The following is a 22,292-nucleotide window of genomic DNA, read 5'->3' as shown; positions in this document are numbered from 1 at the left end:
TTACCCCGTGAAGCCTTCTTTGCCCGCACCGCCAGCAGACTGGCACCCCTCCGCCGTGGTCTTCGATTGCGACGGCGTCCTGATGGATACCGAGACCGCATGGGCCGGTGTGCAGGAACGGGTCGCAGCGGACTACGGCGTGGAGTACAACCAGGCTGCCCACAAGCAGCTCATGGGATTGTCCGCGGCTGACGTCGCGCAGTGGATCACAGACCGCGCCGGTGAGGTCGCCGCCGAGCAAGGCCGTGAGAAACCGAGCTTGAGCGAGGTCTACGATCACCTGATCGAGGTCGAATCAGAGGTCGTCTCTTCCGTGCTGGAACCCCTGCCCGGCGCCCTGGAAACAGTGCGTGCCTTTGCCGAGCGGATGCCCGTCGCGGTGGCCAGTAACTCCACGGCGCAGGTCTTGGATCGCAAGGTGCACGCCCTGGGACTGGACGAAGTCATCACCACGTGGGTCAGTTCCGACGATGTCCCCCACGGGAAGCCCGCTCCTGACATCTACGAAGAGGCCGTTCGCCGACTGGGTGTGGATCCCGATCACGCCCTGGCCATTGAAGACTCCCCCGCCGGCACCACGGCGGCGTCCAAGGCTGGGTTGTACGTGCTGGGTGTTCCCAACGGCCACGACGAGCCGCTCGCATGCCATTTCATTGCCAATTCCCTGGCGGACCCGCGCGTGCGCGAATTCATGACCGGCTGGGGCCTGTGACCCGCCGCCGAAACCCTCGCACTCCATAACGAAACCGCTGCGCCCCGCAACCCGCCGTGAGGCAGGAAACGGGGCGCAGCGGCGTCGTCCTGAAAAGCGCTAGCCGTTCCAAAGGCCGTAGGACGGTACTAGCTGTTCCAGAGACCGTAGGTCTCGGCCAATTCCGAGACCTTCTTGGCGCGAGCCAAGCGCGGGAGGTAGGAACCGTCCGCGCCGGCGTGACCGGAATTGGCCTTCTCGATCATTTCGCGAGCCCAGCGGATCTCCTGCTCGCTGGGCGCCAGCAGGTGGTTGATGGAGTCCGTCTGGTTCGGGTCCAGGGAGAGCTTGCCGGTCATACCCATGGACTGGGTTACCTTGCATGCGGCCTCGAGCTCGTCACCGGTGGCGCCGTTACTAGGACCGTCGATGGGGCCGGGCAGCTCGCCCACGCGAGACGCGGTGACCAGGGTGGAACGCGCGAAGGCAAGCGCCATGGGATCGCCCGAGGCGCCCGTGTCCTTACGGAAATCACCCACCCCGAAGGCCAGCCGGAACACACCAGGCGCACGAGCGATGTCGTAGGCGTTCATCAGGCCCACCGCGGACTCGATCAACGCCACCACCGGGGTGCCGGCGCGGCTCATCATGGCCGTCTTGGTGATGTGATCGGGATGCTCGGTCTTGGCCAGCACGATGCCACGGAGGTTCTTGACCTCGCTCAGGGCAGCCAGGTCCTTCTCCCAGTGGGGGCTGGTGATGTCATTGACACGGACCCACGCGCTCGCACCGTCGTGCATGGCCTGGATCATGTTGGCCCGGGCGGTGTCCTTGTCCTCTTCGGGCACGGCGTCTTCGATGTCGAAGATCACCGAGTCCGCTTCCGAGGCCAATGCCGGGGCGAACAACGACGTGTCCGCCGCCGAGGTCAACAGCCATGAACGCGACAGCCGAGCGGGCAGATCTGCGGCGCGCTGATTACGATACGGAGTCACTACTCTCCTCTGATTCGAAAAAACTTTGCTGGACTGGAATTAGCGCAGGGGCGTGTGCGCAGGGTCGACCTCTTCACCGGCGCGCACCGGACCCGGTGCGGTAGCACCGTCCGCGAACGGGGAACCACCCATTTTTTCACGACCGTGCTCGGACATCCAATTGCTCAGATCCGGACCCACGGGAACGATCTGAGACGGGTTGATGTCCTCGTGCACGATGAAATAGTGCTCCTTGATCTGCTGGAAGTCCACGGTGTCACCGAAACCGGGAGTCTGGAACAGGTCTCGGGCGTAACCCCACAGATTGGGCAGCTCGGTCAGCTTCTGGCGCGAGCACTTGAAGTGCGAGTAGTACACCGGGTCGAAACGGACCAGGGTGGTGAACAGCCGCACGTCCGCCTCGGTGATGTGATCGCCCATCAGGTAGCGCTTGTCCGCCAGGCGTTCCTCAAGCCAGTCCATGGCGACCCACAACCGGTCGTAGGCCTTGTCATAGGCCTCTTGAGAACCTGCGAAACCGCACCGGTACACGCCGTTGTTGACCTCGGTGTAGATGCGCTTCATGACGTCGCGCATTTCGTCCTTGAGCTCCGCGGGCCATAGATCCGGGGCGCCCTCTCGATGGAACTCGGTCCACTCCTTGGCGAAATCCTCCGTGATCTGCGGGAAGTTGTTGGTCACGACCTCACCGGTGGGAATGTCCACGATGGCCGGCACCGTGATGCCCCGCGGATAGTCGGGGAAACGCTTGAAGTAGTTCTCCTGCAGTCGTTCGGTGCCGAGCACGGGGTCTTTGCCTTCCGGATCCAGGTCGAACTGCCACGAGCGGACGTCGTGGGTAGGTCCGGGCAGACCCACGGAGATGGCGCCCTCGAGGCCCAGCAGGCGACGCACGATCAGGGTCCGGTTGGCCCAGGGGCACGCACGTGCGGCAACGAGCCGGTAGCGTCCGGCCTCGACCGGCCATGCCTGCGCACCCTCGCTCAGTTCGGCGGACTCGGGGTCGGCGACGATCCGATCCTCGATATAAGTGGTGTCACGATTGAATTCCTCACCGGCGTGGACGTAGGCCCCGGCGGTCGAATACTTGTCTTTGTCCTGCTTTTTTGCGTCGGTCACGGTGCACTCCTCACATCAGTGGTTTATTTTGATGATACGTCATCATTGTGCGAGCTTGCTATGACGCTGACCACCGTCATCAGGGGCAGCCACCGGGGCTACAGTGGCTGCATACATACCGCGTCGGACGCGGCGAACGGCCGCTTCATTTGTCGGGGTGAACATCATGAATTCAACGAGCAATTCTTCCGAAAACTCGGAGAACTCCCGGGATCGCGACACGGAGCGCCCCCGCTACGGTGTGCGGGTGCCGCAATCCGACACGACCGGCGCCCCCGGGCCCACACCGTCCGCTACGGCCAACGAGCCGCGGAACGTCGAACTCAATGGGGAACCAAGCGCGCAGCGCAATGTTTCTCCCAAGGCCGCGCGCCGCATGGGACGAGGCCTGTCCTTCACCGTAATCCTGCTGGGCGCACTGGTGGGACTGGGACTGATGGCGATCGGCTTCGCCGAAGGCTGGATCGTGGGTTCCACCCTGGCCCTGCTGGGTGTTGTGGGATACGTGATGGTTCAGTTCCAGATCATCCCGTTGTTCCGCGATCCGGATGCCGTGGCCATCCACAGACGATCCAAACTGTGGCTCATCCCGGGGTCCCTCTTGCTCATTGGGCTGCTGGGAATCGGTGCATCGTTCCTGGTGGAGCCGGTCATGGGCAGTTCCATCCCCGAGGGTCTCGTGGACGACTACATTCTGGCTTTCATCGTGGCTGGAATGACCATGGTCGTGGGATCGGTGCTGGGCTTCGGGCTGGTGGCCATGGCCATGCTGACCCGCCCCGATGACGACGATTCCCCGCTCCGCCCGACCAACTACGCCGAGCAGGCACGACAACGCGACCGTGATCGTGACCGCGGCCCCAACTACTACGATTCGGATTGGATCCGGCGCGGCCCCCGCGACTGATCCGTTGACTCCCGCCGGAACCGGCCCCAACAGAAAGTTCCACAGATCATGCAGACGCCCACCTCCGCGAATTCCGTGCCCTGGCTGACAGAGCACGAGGACGCCGCTTGGCGCAGCTTCTTGGCGCTCTCGCGTGGCATGGAGCGCGCCATCGACCGACAGCTCCAGCGCGACAGCGAGCTGTCGAGCTCCGAATACCACGTGCTCGTACCCCTGTCCGAGTCACAGGACGGCAGCCTGCCCTCGCGTGAACTGCTGCGCCACCTGGACTGGGAACGCTCCAGGCTGTCCCACATGCTGTCCCGCATGGAGAAGCGCGGTATGGTCTGCCGCAAGCCGAGCCCCCAGGACGCCCGGGGTCTCATCGTGGAGATCACGGAGCACGGACGCCAGGTCATCAATGGCGCCGCGCCCTCACACCTGACCATGGTGCGAGAGGCGTTCATGGACAACCTCAGCACCGACGAGATGCAAGCCCTGGTGAACATGGCGGACAAGGTGATTCCCCGTCTGGAGAACATGAACCTTATCTAACAGGCCCGGGTTCGCCATACGAACCCGGGACCTACCCGTCGGTGAGTCGAAATCGCTCTTAAACAGGGGACGGGTCCTGTCGCTTGGGGGAATCGACAGGACCCGTCGGACATCCCGATCGGGGGAGATACGGGACGCCGGCCAGTCGGGGGAACTTCCGGGCGCGCTTGGGGGGATGCACCCGGGCCTCTTCGACTGACATCAACACTGTAGGCGTCATTTACATCCAGATGCAAGTAACAAGCACGGTGATTCTCATGACTTCACATTATGACTACTGAATAGTAAGAAATTCTGATACCAAGTCCCAACTACTGCAGTAATCCTGTGCATCTCACCGCCTGCGCTGATCTCAAATCTCACGACGCGAGCGACACGCCGGTGATCTGGTACAAGAACGCGCCCCGATCCGTTGGGATCGGGGCGCGTTCTTGTGAGCGTAGCGATCACGCGTGATCGCTACGGGCTGAGAGCGACTTACTTGCTCTCGTTCTCCTTGGCGAGCACGTAGTTGTACTCGACCTGGTTGCCTTCGCCGTCCTGGCGCTCCTTCACGTCCAACATCAGCTCGGGCTTCACTGCCGAAGCAATGTCGTCCTCGTTGTGCGGGTCGCCGGGGAAGTACAGCTGCTGGGTGACCAGCTGGTAGCCGGGAGCGGAAACCTTGATGTGGATGTGGGCCGGACGCCACGCGTGACAACCAGCAGCCCCGATCAACTGGCCGCAAGCGCCGTCGGTGGGAATCTGGTACGGAGCCGGCTGCATGGTGTTGATCTCGAAGTAGCCGTTCTCGTCAGCCTTGACGGTGCCGCGGAAGAGCCACTCGGGCAGGCCGGGAGCGTACTGGGAGTAGAAGCCGGCAGCATCTGCGTGCCAGATCTCAACCTGCGCGTCCTTGATGGGGTTGCCATCGGTGTCGGTGAAGTTGCCGTGGAAGAGCAGGACAACGATCCGGCTTCTGCCTGATCCACGCCCGGCCATTCCCTGACACGACGAAAGATTGCGAGACCATGACTGAAACGTTGACCGAAGAACGCACATCCACCATCGAAAAGGTGCGGGCCTTCCTGTACCGAGAGGCTCGCCTGCTGGACGACCGCGACTTCGATGCCTGGATCGAGTGCTACGACCCGAGCGCTTCCTACTGGATGCCCGCCTGGGACGACAACGGCGAGCTGACCGAGGATCCGCAGCGCGAGATCTCCCTGATCTACTACGACAACCGCGGTGGTATCGAGGACCGCGTGTTCCGCATCAAGACCGACCGTTCATCGGCCACGTCCCTGCCGGAACCGCGCACCGGTCACAACATCACCGATGTTGAGATCCTGGAGCAGAACGGTGACGAGGTGAAGGTCCGGTTCAACTGGTTCAACCTTTACTTCCGTTACAACGTGACCGAGACCTACTTCGGTTACAGCTTGTACACCATCAACATGGCCGGCGAGCAGCCCAAGATCATGGACAAGAAGGTTGTCCTGAAGAACGACTACATTCACCACGTGGTCGACATCTACATGATCTAAGTCCACTCGCTGTGACGGACGGACCGGTGCCCGGCCCCCGCCTCAGGGGTCCGGGCACCGGCGCTGTCCGCACCGGTTGGCTCATTTACACACCACAGCTAGTGCGGTGAACGAACCCGTCCCATGACCACGGCTCACCGCTAGTAGGAGAAGATCACCCATGCCGCACCAGGTTGCACTAACTTTCGAAGATGGCGTCACCAAGGTCATCAAGGTCGATGACTACGAAACCATCATGGACGCGTCCTACAAGGCGCGCATCAACATTCCTTCCGACTGCCGCGACGGCGCGTGCGGTACCTGCAAGTCCTTCTGCGAGTCCGGCGAGTTCGACCCGGGAGACTTCATCGAGGACGCCCTGACGGACGAAGAGTTCGAGAAGGGTTACATCCTGACCTGCCAGACCATGCCGGAATCGGACATGGCCGTGAACATTCCCGCGACCTCCGAGTCCGCCAAGACCTCGGCCTCCTCGTACACCTCGCGGATCACGCAGCTGGACCGTCACTCTGAGACCACCATGTCCTTCACCCTTGAGATCGACAAGCGTTCCGAGTTGGCCTACCTGCCGGGCCAGTACGTGAACCTCAAGATCCCCGGCGCGAATGTCGAGCGTTCGTACTCGTTCTCCAGTGGTCCCAACACCGAAGCTGCGTCCTTCATGGTGCGTACCGCTCCCAAGGGCGCCATGTCCGAGTACTTGCGTGACCGCGCCGAAGTGGGCGACGAGATCACTTTGTCCGGCCCGTTCGGCTCCTTCTTCCTTCGCGACCCCAAGCGTCCGCTGCTGCTGCTGCTGGCCGGCGGTACCGGTCTGGCCCCGTTGCTGTCCATCCTGGAGAAGCTCTCGGAGAACCCGCCGGAGCACGCCGTGCACCTGGTTTACGGTGTGACCCGCGAGGAAGACATCGTGGGCCTGGAATGGATCGAGGAGTACAAGGCCAAGCTGCCCAACTTCACGTGGGACTACATCGCCTCCGAAGAGGGCACCTCCGCACCCCACACCGGTTACGTCACCCAGATCATCGAGCCGGGCCACCTCAACGACGGCGACGTCGACATCTACCTGTGTGGCCCCCCGCTCATGGTCAACGCCGTAGCCAAGTGGCTCGAGACCGAGGGCATCGAGCCCGCCAACTTCTACTTCGAGCGCTTTGCTCCCAAGGAGAAGACCGGCGGCGATCCCGAGACCGGTGCGCCGGCCAGCTCCGAGGACGTTGCGGAGTCCGGTGATTCGATGTCCAAGTCCGAGGCCGTGTCCTCCATGGAAACCGGTCGTCTCTCCTTCGCCAAGGAAGATTCCTTCGCGCAGTTGGACGCCCGCATGGGCCTTGAGCTCGCCATCACTGAGCTCATGATGCCGAAGATCACGGATGAGCAGGTGAAGAACCTTCGCCGCCTGGCCGAGGCCACCGCGGATTGCGTGAGCGGCACCGAGGTCAAGAAGCCCGAAGACTTCGTGCGCTACAACGAGGAGTTCCACGAGTACCTCTTCACGGTCTCCAACAACCCTTCGCTGCTGGAGTCCTACCGTCGCCTGGACCTGAGCGATCAGATGGAGGCCACGTTCGAGTCCGGAACCGTGATCTTCGATCGCGTCATCCAGGATCACCTGGACTTCGTCGAGGCGTTCGAGAACAAGAACGTCGAGCGTGCCCGCGATGTCATCATGGCTCACGCACGTGACGCCAAGGAGACCATGGAAGGCGCCATCGACAAGAAGGAGTCCGAGTGACCCCGTTGCCCGAACCGTTCAGCGCACTGAGCCCGGGCCGTTTCAACGGCAAGGTGGTGCTGGTGACCGGTGCAGCTCAGGGCATCGGTCAGCGGGTCGCGGAACGCATCGGCGCCGAGGGCGGCACCGTGGTTCTGGTGGACCGTTCCGAATTGGCGGAGCAGGTGGCTGACGGCATCAACGAGCACGTCGCAAAGAACGGTTCCGAGGGATCCGCGAGCGCGGTGACCGGTGTCGATCTTGAGCAGTTCGCCGGCGCCGAGCTCGCCGTGTCCGAGACCTTGCAACGCCACGGTCGCGCGGACATCCTGGTCAACAACGTGGGCGGCGCCATCCTGATGCGTCCGTTCGAGCACTTCGATGCCGAACAGATCCAGAAGGAGATCAACCGTTCGCTGTTCCCCACATTGTGGATGTGCCGCGCGGTACTGCCCACCATGTTGGAAGCGGGATCCGGAACCATCGTCAACGTGTCCTCGAATGCGACGCGCGGCATCAACCGTGTGCCGTATTCGGCGGCCAAGGGCGGTGTCAACGGCATTACCCAGGCACTGGCCATGGAGACCGCGGGCCGCGGTATCCGCGTGATGGCCACTGCGCCGGGTGGTACCGAGGCACCCCCGCGCAAGGTTCAGCGCGGCCCCGGACCGGAGGGTGAGCAGGAGCAAGCGTGGGTCAAGGACGTGGTGGACCAAGTCACCGAGTCCACGTTCTTCAAGCGCTACGGAACTCTGGACGAACAAGCCGCACCCATCGTGTTCCTGGCCTCCGACGAGGCCTCCTACATGACCGGGTCGGTGATCCAGGTCAGCGGTGGTGACATGGGCTGACAGCCCACACTGGCTACGCGCCGGGTGAGTCGAACAGACTTACCCGGCGCGTACAGTATCCGCAGGTAGTCCCCGCTGCCGATGACCGTCAGGAGTGATCGTGAGCCAGTCTCCGCAACCCATTGTGCCCACCCACGGCACCATGCATCGTGTGTTGATCGGACTGGATCCCGCCCTGGAACGGTTGGGCGACCTACTCAGGGACACGCGCCGCGGTCGCGTGAACACCGTAGTCATCAAGGGGGAATCCGGAATGGGGAAGACCTCACTGATCTCGGAGTTCCTCACCCACGTGCGCAACGGCGCACGTCCTCCCAGGATTCTGCGGGCCCAGGGTGATCAGTGGGAGGCCCAGTTGCAGTTGGCCGGTTACAGTCAGCTGATCATGACCTCCCCGGTCCGTTCCGGTAAGGGCTACGACATCGATATCGCCCAGACTCCCGTGGGCTCCCAGGCTCTGAGCCCGGATCGTCTCATGAATCACGCGGCCACGCTCGGTACCCACCTGGAATCTCTCCAGGATCGCTCCCCCGTCCTGGTCGTCATCGACGACGCGCACTGGATTGATGAGGCAAGTCTTCGCATCCTGTCCTTCGTGCTTCGCCGTTTGCATGCCAAGAAGGTCATGTTCGTGCTGGCGCTGGACCGCAAACAAGCCCAGGGCATGCCGGCGACCGTCCTGGACCAACTCACCGGTCACGAGATCCAACAGATCACGTTGGAGCCGTTGGACCCCCGCGGCACCCAGGAATTGGCCCGTCGCCGCTTCAACATCGACCTTTCCTCGGCCGCGAGTTACGAGCTGGTCCGACACACCCGCGGCAATCCTCAGCAAATCAACGAGTTACTCCGCGAGATGCCGCCGGACACTTGGTATTCCTGGTTCCCCGACCTCCCACCCAGCAGCCGGGTGCGCGCTCGTGTTGGCAGCATTATGGCGGCCGCTTCCGAGGATCTCACCCAGGTCGCGGAGGCGGTGGCTCTCCTGGGTGAGGATTCCTCACTCACCGAAATCGCAGAGGTCTGCGGCATCACTGATCAGGCCCGCATGCTCGCCGCGCTGGACGAGGGACATCGGGCCGACCTGCTGACCCTGGAGTTGAATCAGGCGAGCAGTCAGGAGAAGTTCTTCGAGCCCTCCGCCGCGGGGGCCATTTACGAGCGCATGCTACCCAGCCGCCGCGTGGAACTGCACCACCGCGCGAGCCGCGCGGTCTCGGACGAGTCCCGGCGGCTGGGCCACTTGGTGAGCTCGGTGCCGTCGGCGAATCCGGAACTCGCCGCCCGGCTGGAGGCCTTCGCCACGGAACAAGCCGCCCAGGGTGCCTGGCACGACGCCGCCAACGCCCTGTTGTCCGCCTCGCGCCTGACCGACGACACCAGACTGCGCAACAACCTGCTCCTGCGCGCAGTGGACGCCATTATCGGCTCGGGCAATATCGCCGAGGCCAAGGCATGGGCCGCCGCGGTGGACGACATGCAACCTTCCGCCCTGCGGTCCTCGGTGCTGGGGTATCTTTCCGTGGTCACCGGCCAGAATCGCAGCGCCGAGAACCAGCTCGGTGCCGCATGGCGCAGCGTGAACATCAAGCAGGAACCCGCAATCGCCGGCCAGATCGCTCAGCGTCTGGTGCTGCGCGGAGTGGCTCAGTGGGATGGTCCGGCCATGATCTCGTGGGCCGAGAAGGCCATGTCCCTGACCGAGCCCACGACGCCCGCTTATATCGAAACCGAAGCAATTTACGGGCTGGGGCTGTTCGCCACCGGACAGTTGAAGGAAGCCCGCAAGGCGTACGCCAAGGCCTTTGAACGCTGCGAGGAGAACGCGCAGAAACAGCGCATGGAGATGGGCTCGGGTTGGCTCGCGCTACGCACGGACGAGGTGGAATCCGCGCAGGCGCAGTTCGAGTCCGCCGGGCCCACCAAGTTCCGCGGCGGATCACTGCGCATCTCGCTCTGGTCCGAGGCGTGGTTGGCTCGCACCCAGTTGGTCCTCGGCCACTGGGATGCCGCCGCGGCGACCATCTCCCGGGCCGCCCCGCAGCTGGAGACGGCCCAGATGGATATGCTGCGTCCGCTGCTCTATTGGACGGCTGCGGAGCTGTATTCGATGCGCGGCGACTGGCAGCTGGCCCGGCATTACGTCTCCCTGGCTGCGGTTCCAGCGGACAGCTTCCTGTGCATGTCAGTTCCGTCGTTGCTGGCCAAGGCGCGCTTCCACGAGGCCCGCGGGGATTACGAGGGTTCCTTGGAATGCATGACCCGCGTGGCCGAGCTCGATCCATGGACGAATACCCGCGTCTCGTTCTGGTCCTGGCAGGACACCTACGTCAACGCCTTGGTGATGACCAACAAGTTGGAGCGGGCCCAACAGTTCCTGGACGAGTTCGAGGCCATCCACCGTGCCGAACACATTCCGTCGGATCAGGCGCGGCTCAAGTGGGCTCGCGGCCGACTGTTGGCAGCCCAGGGGGATGCGGACACCGCCCGGGATTACTTCGAGGACGCGCTCCACGAACTGCGCACGCTCAACCGCCCGTACCTGCACGCGCGCATCAGCTTTGCCTTCGGCCAGTCCATGCGCCGGGCCGGTAAGCGCCGGTTGGCCTCCTCCGTGTTGCGCGCGGCACGGGATCTCTACGAGATGCTGGGCGCGCACACCTACGTGCAGCGCTGCGACCGCAAACTCAAGGCCACCGGCGTGGACCAGGGCCCGGGTCCGGATCCTGCGGATCCGGTGCTCGCGGCGGTGCAACGCGAACGGGTACAACTCACGCCACAGGAAACCGCGGTGGCCGAGCTCGTGGCCGGTGGTTCCACGAACAAAGAGGTCGCGAGCCAACTGTTCATTGCCGAGAAAACAGTTCAGTACCACCTGACCAGGATTTATACGAAGTTCGGCATTCGCTCCCGCAGCGAGCTTGCCGCGCGCTACCGCGACAACGAGTAATCCCCGCCGCGCACATCCGTAGATGGGCGCAACGGGGATTCCCGTGCGCTGCGGTTACTTGACGTCGGAGGGGTGCTTGGCCAGCGGAATCACGGTGATGTCCATGTACGGGAACAGCGGCAGGTTCTGCAGGATGTCGTGCAGTTCGCCGTTGGACTCCACATCGAAGACCGAGTAGTTGGCGTACTCGCCCACGACGCGCCAGATCTCGGGCCACTTGCCCGAGCGCTGCAGCTCTTGCGAGTAGGCCTTCTCGGTGGCCTTGATCTCGGCGACCTCGTCGGTCGGCAGATCGGTGGGAATGTTGACGTCCATGTGAACCAGGTACTTCACGGTGTTCTCCTCACGTGTTGGGTTGTACTTGTTCGCCCACGACGCCGCTCGGGGACCGATGCGCCGAATGGTTCGGCCTGCGTGCGGGCGGGATTTCGCCGGGCCGCGCGCGGCCCGGCTGAAACTCAGTTGCTGCGGTAGTGCGCGAGCTTGTCCTCGTCAATCGCGGTGCCCACGCCGGGGACGTCGCGGACGAAGATCTTGCCGTCCTCGATACTCAGCGGCTCCGCCAGCAGGTCGTCGGCCATGTCCAAGTAGTTGGACAGCTCACCCGCACGCTTGGAAGTGTGCGCGAACGCGGCACCGAAGGTCACCGAGGCAATCGTGCCCACCTGGGTGTCGATCTGATTGCCCACGTACACGTCAATGCCCATGCCCTGGGCCATGCCCAGGATCTTGGTGGCCTCGGTGAAACCGGACCGCGCGGTCTTGATCGCCAGGAAATTCGCACCACCGGTCAGGATCTCGCGGGCTGCGGTGCCCAGGTCCGGTGCCGATTCGTCCGCGGCGATCGGAATGGGCGAGTTGGTGACCAGGCGACGTCGTCCGAGAACTTCGCGAGCGTCGTCGGGTTCCTCCAAGAACTCCATACCGAGATCCGCGGTCTGTCGCAGCACTTCAGCGGATTCGTTCGCGGACCAGCCACGGTTGGCATCCATGTAGAGGTGCGCCTCGGGGCCGAGGCCCTCGCGCAGCACGCGCGCGGCCTCGATGTCCAGGGAAATGGGGTGGCGGCCCGTCTTGAGCTTGAAAGTGTTGATGCCGTGTGTCTCGCGGAACTCCAGGGCGATCTGCAGCAGCTCCTGCGCCGGCTTGAAACCGAGCATGTGCGAGACGGTCATGTGATCGGTGAAGCCTCCGAGCAGCGACGACACCGGCTGGTTCAGGTACTTGCCGATCACGTCCCACACGGCGATGTCCACCGCACCCTTGGCCGTCTGGTTGTGCACCGTGCGGTCCATGATGGTCTGCATCCGGTCACGGGCAAAGATGTCCAGGCCCGCGAGCTGGGGCGAGAAGATGTCCTCGACCACCGCAACGATGGACTTCTGCGTCTCACCGTAGGTGTACGGACGCGGCGGGGTGTCGGCCACACCCACGATTCCCTCGTCCGTGTGCACGCGCACCAACACGTGATCGGCCTCGTCCACCGAACCCGATGCAAAGTGCAGGGGGTGAATGTAGGGAATGGAATAAGGGACCGCCTCGATGCGGGTGATTTTCATGCTTGGCCTTTCGTGCCAGGGTTTGCCTCGCTGACATCCATCACGAGGTTCACAAAGTTGTGCAACAGGGTGGAGCGGTCTTCCCGACGCCACGCCACCGCAAGCTCACTATCGGGGGAATCTTCGAGGGGCGCGTAGACCACGCCCTCGAGCTGGAAGGAACACACGGCCTGGGGTACCACGGCCACTCCCCCGCCGGCTGCCACGAAGGACAGCATGGTGGAGGTTTCCTTGGCCACCTGACCGATGCGGGGCTGGAAACCGCCGTGGCGACACAGCTCCGAGACCATCCGGTACATCACCGATTCCGGCGGGTAGGTGATGAAGGGCTGTTCCTGTAGTTCGTTGATGGCCACGGGACGTCCGGTGGCCAGCGGGCTGTGCGAAGGCAGGGCCACCACGAGCTTCTCGCGGGCCACGACCCGGTACTCGATTTCCGCCGAAGCCACCGGCGGGCGCAACATGGCGGCGTCCAGGGTGTGATCACGCAGCCCGGCTTCCATGGCGGGGGTGAGCATTTCGCCCTGCAGTGTCATGGACAGCCCGGGCAATGCCTGCTTGACGTGGCGCACGATCTTGGGCATCACGCCGTAGGTGGCCGAACCAGAGAAACCCACGCGCAGCACACCGGTGGCGCCGTTGCCGACCTGGTACACGTCCGCCTTGAGGGTTTCGACCTCGTTGACGATCTTCCGGCCACGGTCCAGCAATTCCTGGCCTGCCGCGGTGAGGTCAACGCGGCGTGTGGTGCGGTCCAGCAGCTTGACGCCCAGTTGTTCCTCGAGTTGCCGGATCTGCTGTGACAGCGGCGGCTGGGCCATGTGCAGCCGCTTGGCCGCGCGACCGAAATGACGTTCTTCGGCCACGGCTATGAAGTAGTTCAGTTGTCGAAGCTCCATGAGGTCCCGCTTCTTCCCGACATTGTTTCATTAGAATAGTATCTACAATCGGGCAGATTAGGAACATGTTTCTATAAAATCAACCGAATTTCTGCGGTGCATGCCACACTTTGCCGCAAACCCGCTCAGGTGCGTTCGCGCAAAACGTGCTTCTGGATCTTGCCGGTGGTCGTGCGGGGCAGCTCGTCCACCACGTCGACCGTGGCCGGCAGTTTGTAACTGGCCAGCCGCTCCTTGAGTTGATCCCTGATGTCCTGTCCCGTCAGGTTCGGCACATCCGGGAAGAGCACCACGAAGGCCCTGCCGCTCTCGCCCCACTTCTCGTCCGGAACGCCGATGACCGCAGCCTCCTGCACTCCCGGGACATCCAACAGGGCGTTCTCCACCTCGGCAGGGTACACATTCTCACCGCCGGAAATGTACATGTCCTTGATGCGGTCCTTGATGAACAAGTAACCGTCCTCGTCCTCCACCGCAATGTCACCGGAGTGGTACCAGCCACCCTCCAGGGCCTTAGTGGTTTCCTCCGGCTTGTTCCAGTACCCACTCATCACATTGGGGCCTCGGACAATGACTTCCCCGGGTTGCCCCACTGCCACGGTCTCGCCGAGCGGATCCACGAGCTTGGATTCCGTGAAGAAGTGCTGCCTGCCTGCGGAGCCCAACTTGCTCACACCGTCGCGCGGTTCGAGCATCCGCACCCCGGGAGCGGTCTCGGTCATGCCGAAACCCTGCATCACGGCCACGTCCAACTCGGCCCAGGTGCGCAACATGCGCTCGGGCAGGGGTGATCCTCCGACCATGAACGCGCGCACGGAGGAGAAGTCCGCGGAGTCGAATCCCTCCGCGTGTGACAGCGAATCCAGCATCGCCGGGACCATGAAGGAGGACGTCACCCGGGAATCCTGGATCTCACGCAGCACGTCCGGTGCGCGGAACTGGCGCTGAATGATGATCGTGCCACCCAGCATGAACGTGGGAAGGGCCATCATGTTGAGCCCGGCAATGTGGAACAGCGGCGCTACCGCCAGGTGCACCTCGTCCTGGCGCATATCCTGGCCGATCAGGGCGTTGACGTATTGGTAGAACAGATTGTTATGGCTCAGCATCGCACCCTTGGGCTTGCCCGTGGTGCCCGAGGTGTACATGATCAGCGCCAGTTCGTCGAGGTCGAGCTGCTCGTCGATGACATCTTCACCGCCGGACTGCAGGAAATCATCGAAGTCCTGCCCTGAGCCGCCCCCGTCCACGCTCAACCACGTGCGCACATCCGTGAGCTCCGATTCCAGTGAGACGGCGTTCTCGCGCTGGTCCTGCCCGAAGGCCACCGTGGTGGCACCGGAGTCGCGCAGGATGTAGTCCACCTCGGCCCGCCGCAATCGAGGATTGATCAGTACCGCCGCGGCACCCAGCAATCCGGCCGCGAAAAAGGTTTCCAGCAGTGACGGGTGATTGAACCCCACGTACGCCACCCGGTCACCGTGCCGCACCCCGGAATCACGCAGCGCGTTGGCCAGCTTGCGCACGCGGAGTTCGAACTCCCGATAGGTCACGGATTGCCCCTCGAACACCAGAGCGGTCGCGTCCGGACGGACCATGACGCGGCGGGCGGGCCACGTGCCAATTCCAAGGTTCACGGTTTTCCTCCTCAGCCCCCGGGGGGAGCGCAGCACTGCGACGGTTGTCACGTGCAAACCATGGAATCGTCAATCGTTGTGAATGTCAATAGTTATTGATCGCACATAATTTGCCCTACCGCGCTCCATAGCCGTTTTGCAGAGCATCGCCGTCCTGTGTTGGCCGCCTTTCTGCAGTACTGCCCAACTGCGTGATGCAATGGAGACCATGACGGATCGGACACCTCAGACCAAGGAAGAGCTCGCCCCGAATGCCAGCGGCTCGTGGGCGAGCATTGTGAAGTCGTTGGTGATCCCCCGCCCCATCGCGTGGATTTCCACGCGCTCGGCCGCAGGCGTGGACAATCTCTCGCCCCACTCGTACTTCATCATGGTGTCTTCCGATCCGACCATCATCCAGTTCGTCTCCACCGGGGTGAAGGACACGCTGCGCAACGTCGTGGAGACCCGGGAGTTCGTGGTCAATCACACCCCCGTGGAGCTCTTCGAGAAGATCAATGCGACGGGCACCGACTATCCGCCCGAGATCAGCGAGTTCGACGCCGTGGGTCTCACCCGGGAACCGGCCAGCACGGTTGCCGCCCCGCGGGTCGCGGAATCCCCGGCCAGCATGGAATGCACGCTGCACGGCGAACCCCTGAAGGTGGGCAACGGCTACGTGGTCTTCGGCCAGGTCCGCCACGTGGCGGTGGCCCCGCACGCGCTCGGTGAGCGCGGGCCGGACGCACGTGGGCTTGATCCCATCGCCCGCCTGGGTCACGACGAGTGGGCCGGTCTGGGCGACATCCGCTCGATCCGTCGCATTCCCTACGACAGCATCAAGGATCCCGCCGACAGCGATCCCGCCTAACGAGCCACAGGACCCGCAGCTGCGCAGAGGCCGCGTCGGGGCCGAACAAGGAATGGCGACGCCGCCGCGAGAATCTCGCGGCGGCGTCGTCGATCGTGGGTGGCCGGGGCTGCTTGACAGCGTGGACCCGGCCGAGCCCGCCGGACTCAGCGGTCCAGCAACTTCTCGTCAATGATCTGTTCCTTGACCGCGCGGCGCAGGGTCTTACCGAGCATGGTGCGCGGCAGTTCGTCCATGGCCACGATGCGGCGGGGCACCTTGTACCGGGTGACCTTGTCGTAGCAGTGTTCGCGCAGCTCATCCTCGTTGAGGGTGACGCCGGGGGCCAGCATCACGGCGGCCACCACAGATTCGTTGCCGTTGTCGTTGGGGATACCGACCACCGCGGCGTCCTCCACGGAATCATGAAGCTTGAGGGCGGTTTCCACTTCGGTGGGTGCCACGTTGAAGCCACCTGTGATGATGACCTCCTTGATGCGGTCCACCACGCGCAGGAACCCCCGATCGTCCACGGAGACGATGTCGCCGGTACGCAGCCAGCCGTCCTCGGTGAGCAGCTTGGCCGTTTCCTCCGGGCGCTTCCAGTACCCCTGGGTGACCTGGGGCCCCTTGACCCACAACTCGCCTTCCTCGCCCAAGGCCACGTCCTTGCAGGTTTCCGGGTTCACCAGGCGGATGTCGGTGCTGGGGAAGGGGATTCCGATGGAGCCCGCCTCGCGGAGATCGCTCAAGGGATTGCAGGACACCAGGGGCGAGCACTCGGTCAGGCCATAACCCTCGATGAGCATTCCGCCCGTGGCATCCTCCCACGTCTTGACCAGTGGAACCGGCAGGGTCATGGCCCCTGAAACCGCCACACGGATACCGGACAGATCCTTGCCCTGCTCCTGCGCCGCATCCAAAACTTTCTGGTACACCGGCGGCACGGCCGGGAGCACGGTGGGCATGGACTTCTTCATGGCCTTGAGGATCAGGTCTGCGCGCACGGTGGGGAACAGCACGAGCTTGGCACCCAGGGACATGGCGAACGTCATGCCCAGTGTCAGTCCGAACGCGTGAAACAAGGGCAGAACGCCATAGACCACTTCGTGGGACGTGGTGCCGAGCCAGTGCTGGCCCATGACCGCGTTGGATTCAAGATTCCGGTGCGTGAGCATCGCACCCTTGGGGGTGCCCGTGGTGCCCGAGGTGTATTGCAGCACGGCAACATCCGTGGCCGAGGGGCGCCGGTGATCCGCGCGGATGGGATCGGCGCTGATCAACTTGCGCCACGGCACGGTACCGGGAGCGGCCTCGGTGAGTTCTGCCCGTTGCTGCTTGAGCTTCTTGATGGGCAGCTTGAGGGCGGAGCGCATGACCAGGGGCATGGCCGCGGTGATGTCCACGGACACGATGTGCTCGATGTTGAGGTCCTTGGGCATGGACGTGATGCGCGAGGCGATCTTGTCCCACACGACGGCCACGCGAGCGCCGTGGTCCTCGAACTGATGACGGAGTTCGGGTGCGGTGTAGAGCGGATTGTGTTCCACTACGATCGCGCCCAGTCGCATCACCGCGTAGTAAGCCACGATGTGCTGCGGGCAGTTGGGCAAGACGATCGCCACGCGGTCACCGGCCTCCACGCCCATGAGGCGCAGCCCCTCTGCCGCGCGCTGGACCTGGTCGCCCAGTTCCGCATAGGACATGCCCGCACCGAAGAATTCCAGGGCGGTCTTGCCACCGTGGCGCGCCACGGACTTCTCGAGCATGTGGATCAGTGAAGTGTCGGGGAGGTTGAGGTCTCGCGGGACATCGGGGCTGTAGCTCCGGGTCCACGGACGGGTTGCCAAAAAATCTCGGGAGGTCTCGCTAGCCATGGTTTCGAGGTTACCCGTTCCCGTGGTGGCCCTCACGGCCGGTGACTCGTTCACGTTCGGCCAGGTCCCCGCCCGTGACACGACTGAATCGATAGACTTCGCTCAGTTGATACCGCCACTCCCATGGACGAATCGAGCCCCCATGTCGCCATCTTCCGCTTCACGTGACCCTCTGGACAACGGCAACGCACCCTGGACCGATCAGCACACCGCTCCGATCGAGGCCACGGACGCAGAGAAGACCAGGCCACTCCCCCACGCCGACGCCGCCGGGTCCTCCCGTTCCGGCGTGGCCTCCGGCCGGTTGCACCGCCCGGATCCTGAGACAGGGGTCATGGAACCCATCGGCGATGAGCACCTGACCCCGCAGGACGAGCGCGTGACCGCGACCGCCGCGTGGGATTCCGTGCGACCGGCGGTTCCCGCCCAGGGCGCCGGATCCGCCAAGAGGCTGACCACGGAAGACGTGCGAGGCGCGCAGAAGAAGCGTTTCGGCGGCATGCAGTTGCTCCCCGGTCTCTTCGGCTGGCTGGCCGCCCTGTCCGTGAGCGGTGTGCTCCTGGTGGCCTCCGGCCTGTTCGGCCCCCAGTGGGGCATTGAAACGACCAACGGGATCGGCCGAGCCCTGGACCATGGGCTGCTCAATCCACAGGACACCGCCGGTTGGTTGGCGCTGGCCGTGTTCGCCGTGGTCGAGTTCCTTGCACTGCTCGCGGGTGGCTACGTGGCCGGCCGCATGGCACGCTTCTCGGGCGTGGCCCAGGGTGTCAGCGTGTGGCTGTGGTCCCTGCTGGCGCGAGCCATTGCGTCCGTGGCCGCGCTGCTCTGGGCCGACACGGTGGGGTTGGCCCCGCACAGCCTGGCCGCGCAGTCCGTGATCGGGCCGATCGTGGGTTGGGGGCTGGTGGCTCTGGCAGCGGTCGTTATCCTTGACCTCGTCGCGGCTATCCTGGGCGGCATGTGGGGCATGCGTTATCACCGTAAAGTCGACGCCTGGACCAATTCGAATGTCATTAACAGCTAGACTCCCATCTGTAGGGGGTTCCGGGGGTCGGGATCACCCTGGGGAGTACTTGGAGGTCTAAGCCCATGCCATCCACTCTTGTCGCCATCGTCGACGATCATGAGGTGGTTCGCGAAGGCGTACGCCTGGTGTCCATGACATCGCAAGCGGACGTCAAACTCGTGGGCTCTTCGGACTCCGTGTCCACCCTGCTGGATCAGTTGGGCCGCGATCCTGAGAACCCGGCACTCACCGCGCACGGGGCGAAAAGGATCGAGTGCGACGTCGTCCTGTTGGACCTTTCGCTCGCGGACCGTTCGCGTCCCGCGAGCAATGTGGAACGCCTCCGCAGTGCGGGAATGAAGGTGCTGATCTTCAGCATTGGTGAGAACGCCGCGCTGATCCGGGAGTCGTTGCGCGCCGGCGCACTGGGACTGGTCCGTAAGTCGGAACCGCTCGAGCACGCCATCGAAGAAGCACGCAACATCGCTGACGGCAAGCCGGTGATCACCAAGGAACTGGCCGCCGCGATCGACGGTGACGTGGAGTTCTCCCGCGCTGCTCTGTCCCCGCGCGAACAGGAGACGCTTCGCTTGTACGCCTCCGGTTTCGCCCAGGTTCAGGTGGCCCGCCGCATGGGGATCAAGCAGTCCGCTGTGAAGACAAACATCGACCGCATCCGTGAGAAGTACGCGCGTATCGGCCGACCCGCTCCCACCAAGATCGATCTGCGTATCCGCGCCATCGAAGACGGTCTGGTCGAGCCGGAAGCGGACATCACCACCGCAGAAAAGCACTTGTAGCGATCCCGCGCCGTTGACCCAAGGTGCGGAATGAACAAACACGTCGCCCCCCGATCGAGCCGTAGTGGAACCTACCGTAAAGTTCCCACTCGACTCCGGCGGAAAAAGTTCTTAGCCACCACGTCCCCCCAAGAACTCGGTCTCAATTCGTACCGTGCCTACTGGCTGTGGATGATCGGCATCGCGATACTTGCGGTGTCCCTGTTCGTCGAGGCGCTGCCCATTCTGCAGCAGCAACAAGCCGCTTTCGCCCCCTGGTACACCGTGTTCCTGGCGGCGATCCTGGTGATCTCCGCCTTGCTCGTGGTGTTCGGCATCATGCATTCGGCCCAACCGTGGATCCTGCTCACGCTGGCAGCGGTGGTGGGTTTAGGCGTCTTGACCATGCCCCTGGCCTGGAAAGGCGGGGTTTTGCTGCAGTACCCCTGGATCAGTGGGTTCATCATTGTGAGCCTGATCAGTATCGCGCTGGCCTGGAGCCCCTGGGCCGCACTGGTGTACCAGCTGTGCATCGAACTGGCCTACGGGCTGATCATGGCCCAGTTGATCCCCGTGGACTCGCGCTCCGAATCACTGGGAACCGTGATGTTCCTCCGGATCTGCTACGGGCTCGTCTCGATCCTGGTGGTCGTGATCTCCAAACGGGCAGTGGAGAATCTGGATCAGGACTACACCGAGGCGCTCTCCCAGGAGCTGGCTCTCACGCGTAGCCGCTCCGAAACCGCGGACCAGGAACGTATGGACCGGTTGATCCACGACAACGTGATGGCCGCTCTTCTGGACGCCTCACGCGCGGAAGGGCCCCTGGCCAAACGCACCCGCGAGTTGGCCTCCCGTGCGCTGGAAGTCCTTGACGACGAGAACGATCGGTTGTCGGGCAAGACCACCACCATGGTGCACGTGCTCATGGACGAGCTCATGGAATCGCTGTCGCCGTGGCGCTCACGCGTGCGGTTCAGCAATCTTCGCTCCCACATCCGCCCCGTGGGTGAGCCCCGAGTATTCGTCCCGACATTCGTGGCACAGGGACTCACCCAGGCCATCACCGAGGCGGTCTCCAACAGTGCCCGGCACTCCGGCACCGAGGTGACCTACGTGTCCATGGACGGTGGCCAGTGCCCGCCGACCCCCATCAACCCCGAAGGTTTCTACCTGCGTTTCACGATTCGTGACGAGGGCCGCGGCTTCGCTCTCCACGACGTGGACACCCAACGCCTAGGGGTTCGGGTGTCCATCGTGGAGAACATCGAAACGGTCGGCGGGGACGTCGAACTGCGGTCCTCCCCCGGCCGTGGAACCGCCGTGATCCTCACGTGGCCCAAGGACGCGCTGTCATGAACAGTGCCGGGATCAGTCCGAAATTTCTGACCGTGCTGGCCCTCTTGGGTTTTGGCGTCTCCTTCGTCATCGGCGTCACGAAGGTGGATTCGGCCAGGGACCCGGACGCGATGGTTCTCTCCCTGGTGTTCTACGCGGGGGCAGCGTTGATCGTAGCGGTCCCACGGTGGGCCACCCAACAGATGCCTCTGCTGTCCACAATGGCCGCCGTACTGTTGTTCATGCTTGCCGCAGAGCAGGGGTACAAAGCAACCGTTGCGGTACCCATTGCCGGGCAAATGCCCTGGTTCGCCATGGGTTTCACGGTCATGATCTTTGCATTGTGTCTGCGGCAGCGGTTCTGGTGGGCGGTGTTGCTGTGGGTGGTCATCACGATTATGTCCCTCCGACGGTGGATCGTGGTCCGTGACAGTGTGGTCCCCACGGAGAGCTACACGGTCATGGCCCTGGGTCTGTTCGTCGCGACCTGGGTGGGTTACCAGGAGTTCTTACGGTTCAACCAACGGAAGCGGGAGATCCGCCGCATGCTGCTCACCGCCCGCAGTAATGACGAGGCCGAGCAGGACTCCAAGAATGCCTCGTACCACCGGGTGCAGGACGTTCGCCGGCTCGCGGGTGGCCTGCTCGAGCGGATAGCTCACGATCCTTCCGAAGTGACCGAGTACGACATCAACCAGTTCCGACTCACCGAGGCGCAATTGCGGGACACCATTCGCGGTCGTTCCATTGCCACGCCCTACATCCTGGAAATCACCCGCACCGCCCGCGATCGGGGTGTGCGGGTGGACATCCTGGACGAGCGCGGCCACCCCCTGCCTCCCAAGGTCATGGCGGCCACCACCGAGCAGGTGGCCGAGGTCCTCAACCACGCCCAGTGCGGTGTGGTCACGATCCGGGCGTTCCCCAAGGGCGATCCCACCGCGGTGTTCATCGTGCACGACAATGATGACGAAGATGAAGATCCGATTGCGATCGAGATCGCGGACGTCACCGGCGAGGTCTCGCGCTTCTAGCACCGCCGACGACGCCGCGCAGGCTACGCGCGTCGCTCACCCATCCG

The 22,292-nt window shown here is 63.6% G+C and carries 19 protein-coding genes and 1 pseudogene; 12 read left to right on the top strand and 8 right to left on the bottom strand.

The features are described from left to right. Positions 1-7: 7 nt before the first annotated feature. Positions 8-712 carry an HAD family hydrolase gene (locus tag EWV37_RS01675; RefSeq protein WP_129699551.1) on the top strand — a complete coding sequence of 235 codons (705 nt, stop codon included), beginning with the start codon at positions 8-10 and terminating at the stop codon, positions 710-712. A 128-nt stretch (positions 713-840) separates the two neighbouring features. Here EWV37_RS01675 and EWV37_RS01670 read toward each other — a convergent pair whose 3' ends face one another. Together EWV37_RS01670 and EWV37_RS01665 are read right to left on the bottom strand one after the other, a co-directional pair. Further along, entirely contained in the window at positions 841-1,686 is an 846-nt protein-coding gene (locus EWV37_RS01670; RefSeq protein WP_129699550.1) for an HpcH/HpaI aldolase/citrate lyase family protein, read from the bottom strand. 39 nt (positions 1,687-1,725) lie between these two features. Beyond that, positions 1,726-2,805, bottom strand: coding sequence for a glutathione S-transferase family protein (locus EWV37_RS01665; protein ID WP_129699549.1), 1,080 nt, complete (start codon positions 2,803-2,805; stop codon positions 1,726-1,728). A 166-nt stretch (positions 2,806-2,971) separates the two neighbouring features. Here EWV37_RS01665 and EWV37_RS01660 point away from each other — a divergent pair, with 166 nt between their 5' ends. Further along, entirely contained in the window at positions 2,972-3,712 is a 741-nt protein-coding gene (locus EWV37_RS01660; protein ID WP_129699548.1) for a hypothetical protein, read from the top strand. A gap of 48 nt (positions 3,713-3,760) precedes the next feature. Then, positions 3,761-4,246 carry a MarR family winged helix-turn-helix transcriptional regulator gene (locus tag EWV37_RS01655; RefSeq protein WP_129699547.1) on the top strand — a complete coding sequence of 162 codons (486 nt, stop codon included), beginning with the start codon at positions 3,761-3,763 and terminating at the stop codon, positions 4,244-4,246. Between the two features lie 477 nt (positions 4,247-4,723). Here the strand turns inward: EWV37_RS01655 and EWV37_RS01650 are convergent. Next, positions 4,724-5,188 (bottom strand): annotated as a pseudogene (locus tag EWV37_RS01650) (dioxygenase family protein); the annotation flags it as partial. 68 nt (positions 5,189-5,256) lie between these two features. Between EWV37_RS01650 and benB the strand changes: the two are divergent. From benB to EWV37_RS01630, 4 genes are all read left to right on the top strand, one after another. Further along, positions 5,257-5,772: a benzoate 1,2-dioxygenase small subunit gene (gene benB, locus EWV37_RS01645; RefSeq protein ID WP_016996196.1), complete on the top strand. Its 516-nt coding sequence runs from the start codon at positions 5,257-5,259 to the stop codon at positions 5,770-5,772. A gap of 160 nt (positions 5,773-5,932) precedes the next feature. Further along, positions 5,933-7,507, top strand: coding sequence for a benzoate 1,2-dioxygenase electron transfer component BenC (gene benC / locus EWV37_RS01640; RefSeq protein WP_129699546.1), 1,575 nt, complete (start codon positions 5,933-5,935; stop codon positions 7,505-7,507). Next, positions 7,504-8,337 (top strand): 1,6-dihydroxycyclohexa-2,4-diene-1-carboxylate dehydrogenase, encoded by an 834-nt coding sequence (locus tag EWV37_RS01635; protein WP_274542993.1) that lies wholly within the window; start codon positions 7,504-7,506, stop codon positions 8,335-8,337. Before benC ends, EWV37_RS01635 begins: the two co-directional genes overlap by 4 nt. 100 nt (positions 8,338-8,437) lie before the next feature. Continuing rightward, positions 8,438-11,287, top strand: coding sequence for a helix-turn-helix transcriptional regulator (locus EWV37_RS01630; RefSeq protein ID WP_238662998.1), 2,850 nt, complete (start codon positions 8,438-8,440; stop codon positions 11,285-11,287). Positions 11,288-11,341: 54 nt separating this feature from the next. Here the strand turns inward: EWV37_RS01630 and catC are convergent, their stop codons facing one another. The 4 genes from catC to EWV37_RS01610 all read right to left on the bottom strand — a co-directional run bounded on the left by catC (position 11,342) and on the right by EWV37_RS01610 (position 15,382). Continuing rightward, positions 11,342-11,620, bottom strand: a complete 279-nt coding sequence (catC, locus tag EWV37_RS01625) for a muconolactone Delta-isomerase (RefSeq protein ID WP_095796303.1) — start codon at positions 11,618-11,620, stop codon at positions 11,342-11,344. Positions 11,621-11,745: 125 nt separating this feature from the next. Then, entirely contained in the window at positions 11,746-12,846 is a 1,101-nt protein-coding gene (locus tag EWV37_RS01620) for a mandelate racemase/muconate lactonizing enzyme family protein (protein ID WP_129699545.1), read from the bottom strand. Beyond that, positions 12,843-13,745: a LysR family transcriptional regulator gene (locus tag EWV37_RS01615; RefSeq protein ID WP_095796301.1), complete on the bottom strand. Its 903-nt coding sequence runs from the start codon at positions 13,743-13,745 to the stop codon at positions 12,843-12,845. Before EWV37_RS01615 ends, EWV37_RS01620 begins: the two co-directional genes overlap by 4 nt. Before the next feature lie 125 nt (positions 13,746-13,870). Next, positions 13,871-15,382, bottom strand: coding sequence for an acyl-CoA synthetase (locus tag EWV37_RS01610; protein ID WP_129699544.1), 1,512 nt, complete (start codon positions 15,380-15,382; stop codon positions 13,871-13,873). A gap of 208 nt (positions 15,383-15,590) precedes the next feature. Between EWV37_RS01610 and EWV37_RS01605 the strand changes: the two genes are divergently transcribed. Further along, positions 15,591-16,232: a flavin reductase family protein gene (locus EWV37_RS01605; RefSeq protein WP_238662997.1), complete on the top strand. Its 642-nt coding sequence runs from the start codon at positions 15,591-15,593 to the stop codon at positions 16,230-16,232. A 146-nt stretch (positions 16,233-16,378) separates the two neighbouring features. Here the strand turns inward: EWV37_RS01605 and EWV37_RS01600 are convergent, their stop codons facing one another. After that, positions 16,379-18,088, bottom strand: a complete 1,710-nt coding sequence (locus tag EWV37_RS01600) for a long-chain-fatty-acid--CoA ligase (RefSeq protein WP_129699542.1) — start codon at positions 18,086-18,088, stop codon at positions 16,379-16,381. A gap of 142 nt (positions 18,089-18,230) precedes the next feature. On the opposite strand from EWV37_RS01600, the gene EWV37_RS01595 reads away from it, so the two are divergent. The 4 genes from EWV37_RS01595 (at position 18,231) to EWV37_RS01580 (ending at position 22,245) form a co-directional block, all read left to right on the top strand. Beyond that, positions 18,231-19,112 carry a YrzE family protein gene (locus EWV37_RS01595; RefSeq protein ID WP_129699541.1) on the top strand — a complete coding sequence of 294 codons (882 nt, stop codon included), beginning with the start codon at positions 18,231-18,233 and terminating at the stop codon, positions 19,110-19,112. A 65-nt stretch (positions 19,113-19,177) separates the two neighbouring features. After that, the gene (locus EWV37_RS01590) at positions 19,178-19,894 is read left to right on the top strand and encodes a LuxR C-terminal-related transcriptional regulator (protein WP_129699540.1); all 717 of its coding nucleotides are present in this window, start codon (positions 19,178-19,180) and stop codon (positions 19,892-19,894) included. A 30-nt stretch (positions 19,895-19,924) separates the two neighbouring features. After that, a complete protein-coding gene (locus tag EWV37_RS01585; RefSeq protein ID WP_129699539.1) occupies positions 19,925-21,232 on the top strand; it encodes a sensor histidine kinase in 1,308 nt (435 codons plus the stop codon). Beyond that, the gene (locus EWV37_RS01580; protein ID WP_129699538.1) at positions 21,229-22,245 is read left to right on the top strand and encodes a hypothetical protein; all 1,017 of its coding nucleotides are present in this window, start codon (positions 21,229-21,231) and stop codon (positions 22,243-22,245) included. Before EWV37_RS01585 ends, EWV37_RS01580 begins: the two co-directional genes overlap by 4 nt. Positions 22,246-22,292: the final 47 nt, after the last annotated feature.

The sequence above is a fragment of the Kocuria carniphila genome (assembly GCF_004136555.1).
GTDB lineage: Bacteria > Actinomycetota > Actinomycetes > Actinomycetales > Micrococcaceae > Kocuria > Kocuria carniphila.
Note: the sequence above shows the minus strand (reverse complement) of the source record. Positions and strands in the feature narration are given on the sequence as shown.

Bases quoted from the DNA above. Each gene is read 5' to 3' on its own strand.
- benB (WP_016996196.1), top strand. From the start codon at position 5,257: ATGACTGAAACGTTGACCGAAGAACGCACATCCACCATCGAAAAGGTG.
- EWV37_RS01600 (WP_129699542.1), bottom strand. From the start codon at position 18,088: ATGGCTAGCGAGACCTCCCGAGATTTTTTGGCAACCCGTCCGTGGACC.
- EWV37_RS01590 (WP_129699540.1), top strand. From the start codon at position 19,178: ATGCCATCCACTCTTGTCGCCATCGTCGACGATCATGAGGTGGTTCGC.
- EWV37_RS01605 (WP_238662997.1), top strand. From the start codon at position 15,591: ATGACGGATCGGACACCTCAGACCAAGGAAGAGCTCGCCCCGAATGCC.
- EWV37_RS01580 (WP_129699538.1), top strand. From the start codon at position 21,229: ATGAACAGTGCCGGGATCAGTCCGAAATTTCTGACCGTGCTGGCCCTC.
- EWV37_RS01620 (WP_129699545.1), bottom strand. From the start codon at position 12,846: ATGAAAATCACCCGCATCGAGGCGGTCCCTTATTCCATTCCCTACATT.
- EWV37_RS01655 (WP_129699547.1), top strand. From the start codon at position 3,761: ATGCAGACGCCCACCTCCGCGAATTCCGTGCCCTGGCTGACAGAGCAC.
- EWV37_RS01585 (WP_129699539.1), top strand. From the start codon at position 19,925: ATGAACAAACACGTCGCCCCCCGATCGAGCCGTAGTGGAACCTACCGT.
- EWV37_RS01595 (WP_129699541.1), top strand. From the start codon at position 18,231: ATGTCGCCATCTTCCGCTTCACGTGACCCTCTGGACAACGGCAACGCA.
- EWV37_RS01660 (WP_129699548.1), top strand. From the start codon at position 2,972: ATGAATTCAACGAGCAATTCTTCCGAAAACTCGGAGAACTCCCGGGAT.
- EWV37_RS01615 (WP_095796301.1), bottom strand. From the start codon at position 13,745: ATGGAGCTTCGACAACTGAACTACTTCATAGCCGTGGCCGAAGAACGT.
- benC (WP_129699546.1), top strand. From the start codon at position 5,933: ATGCCGCACCAGGTTGCACTAACTTTCGAAGATGGCGTCACCAAGGTC.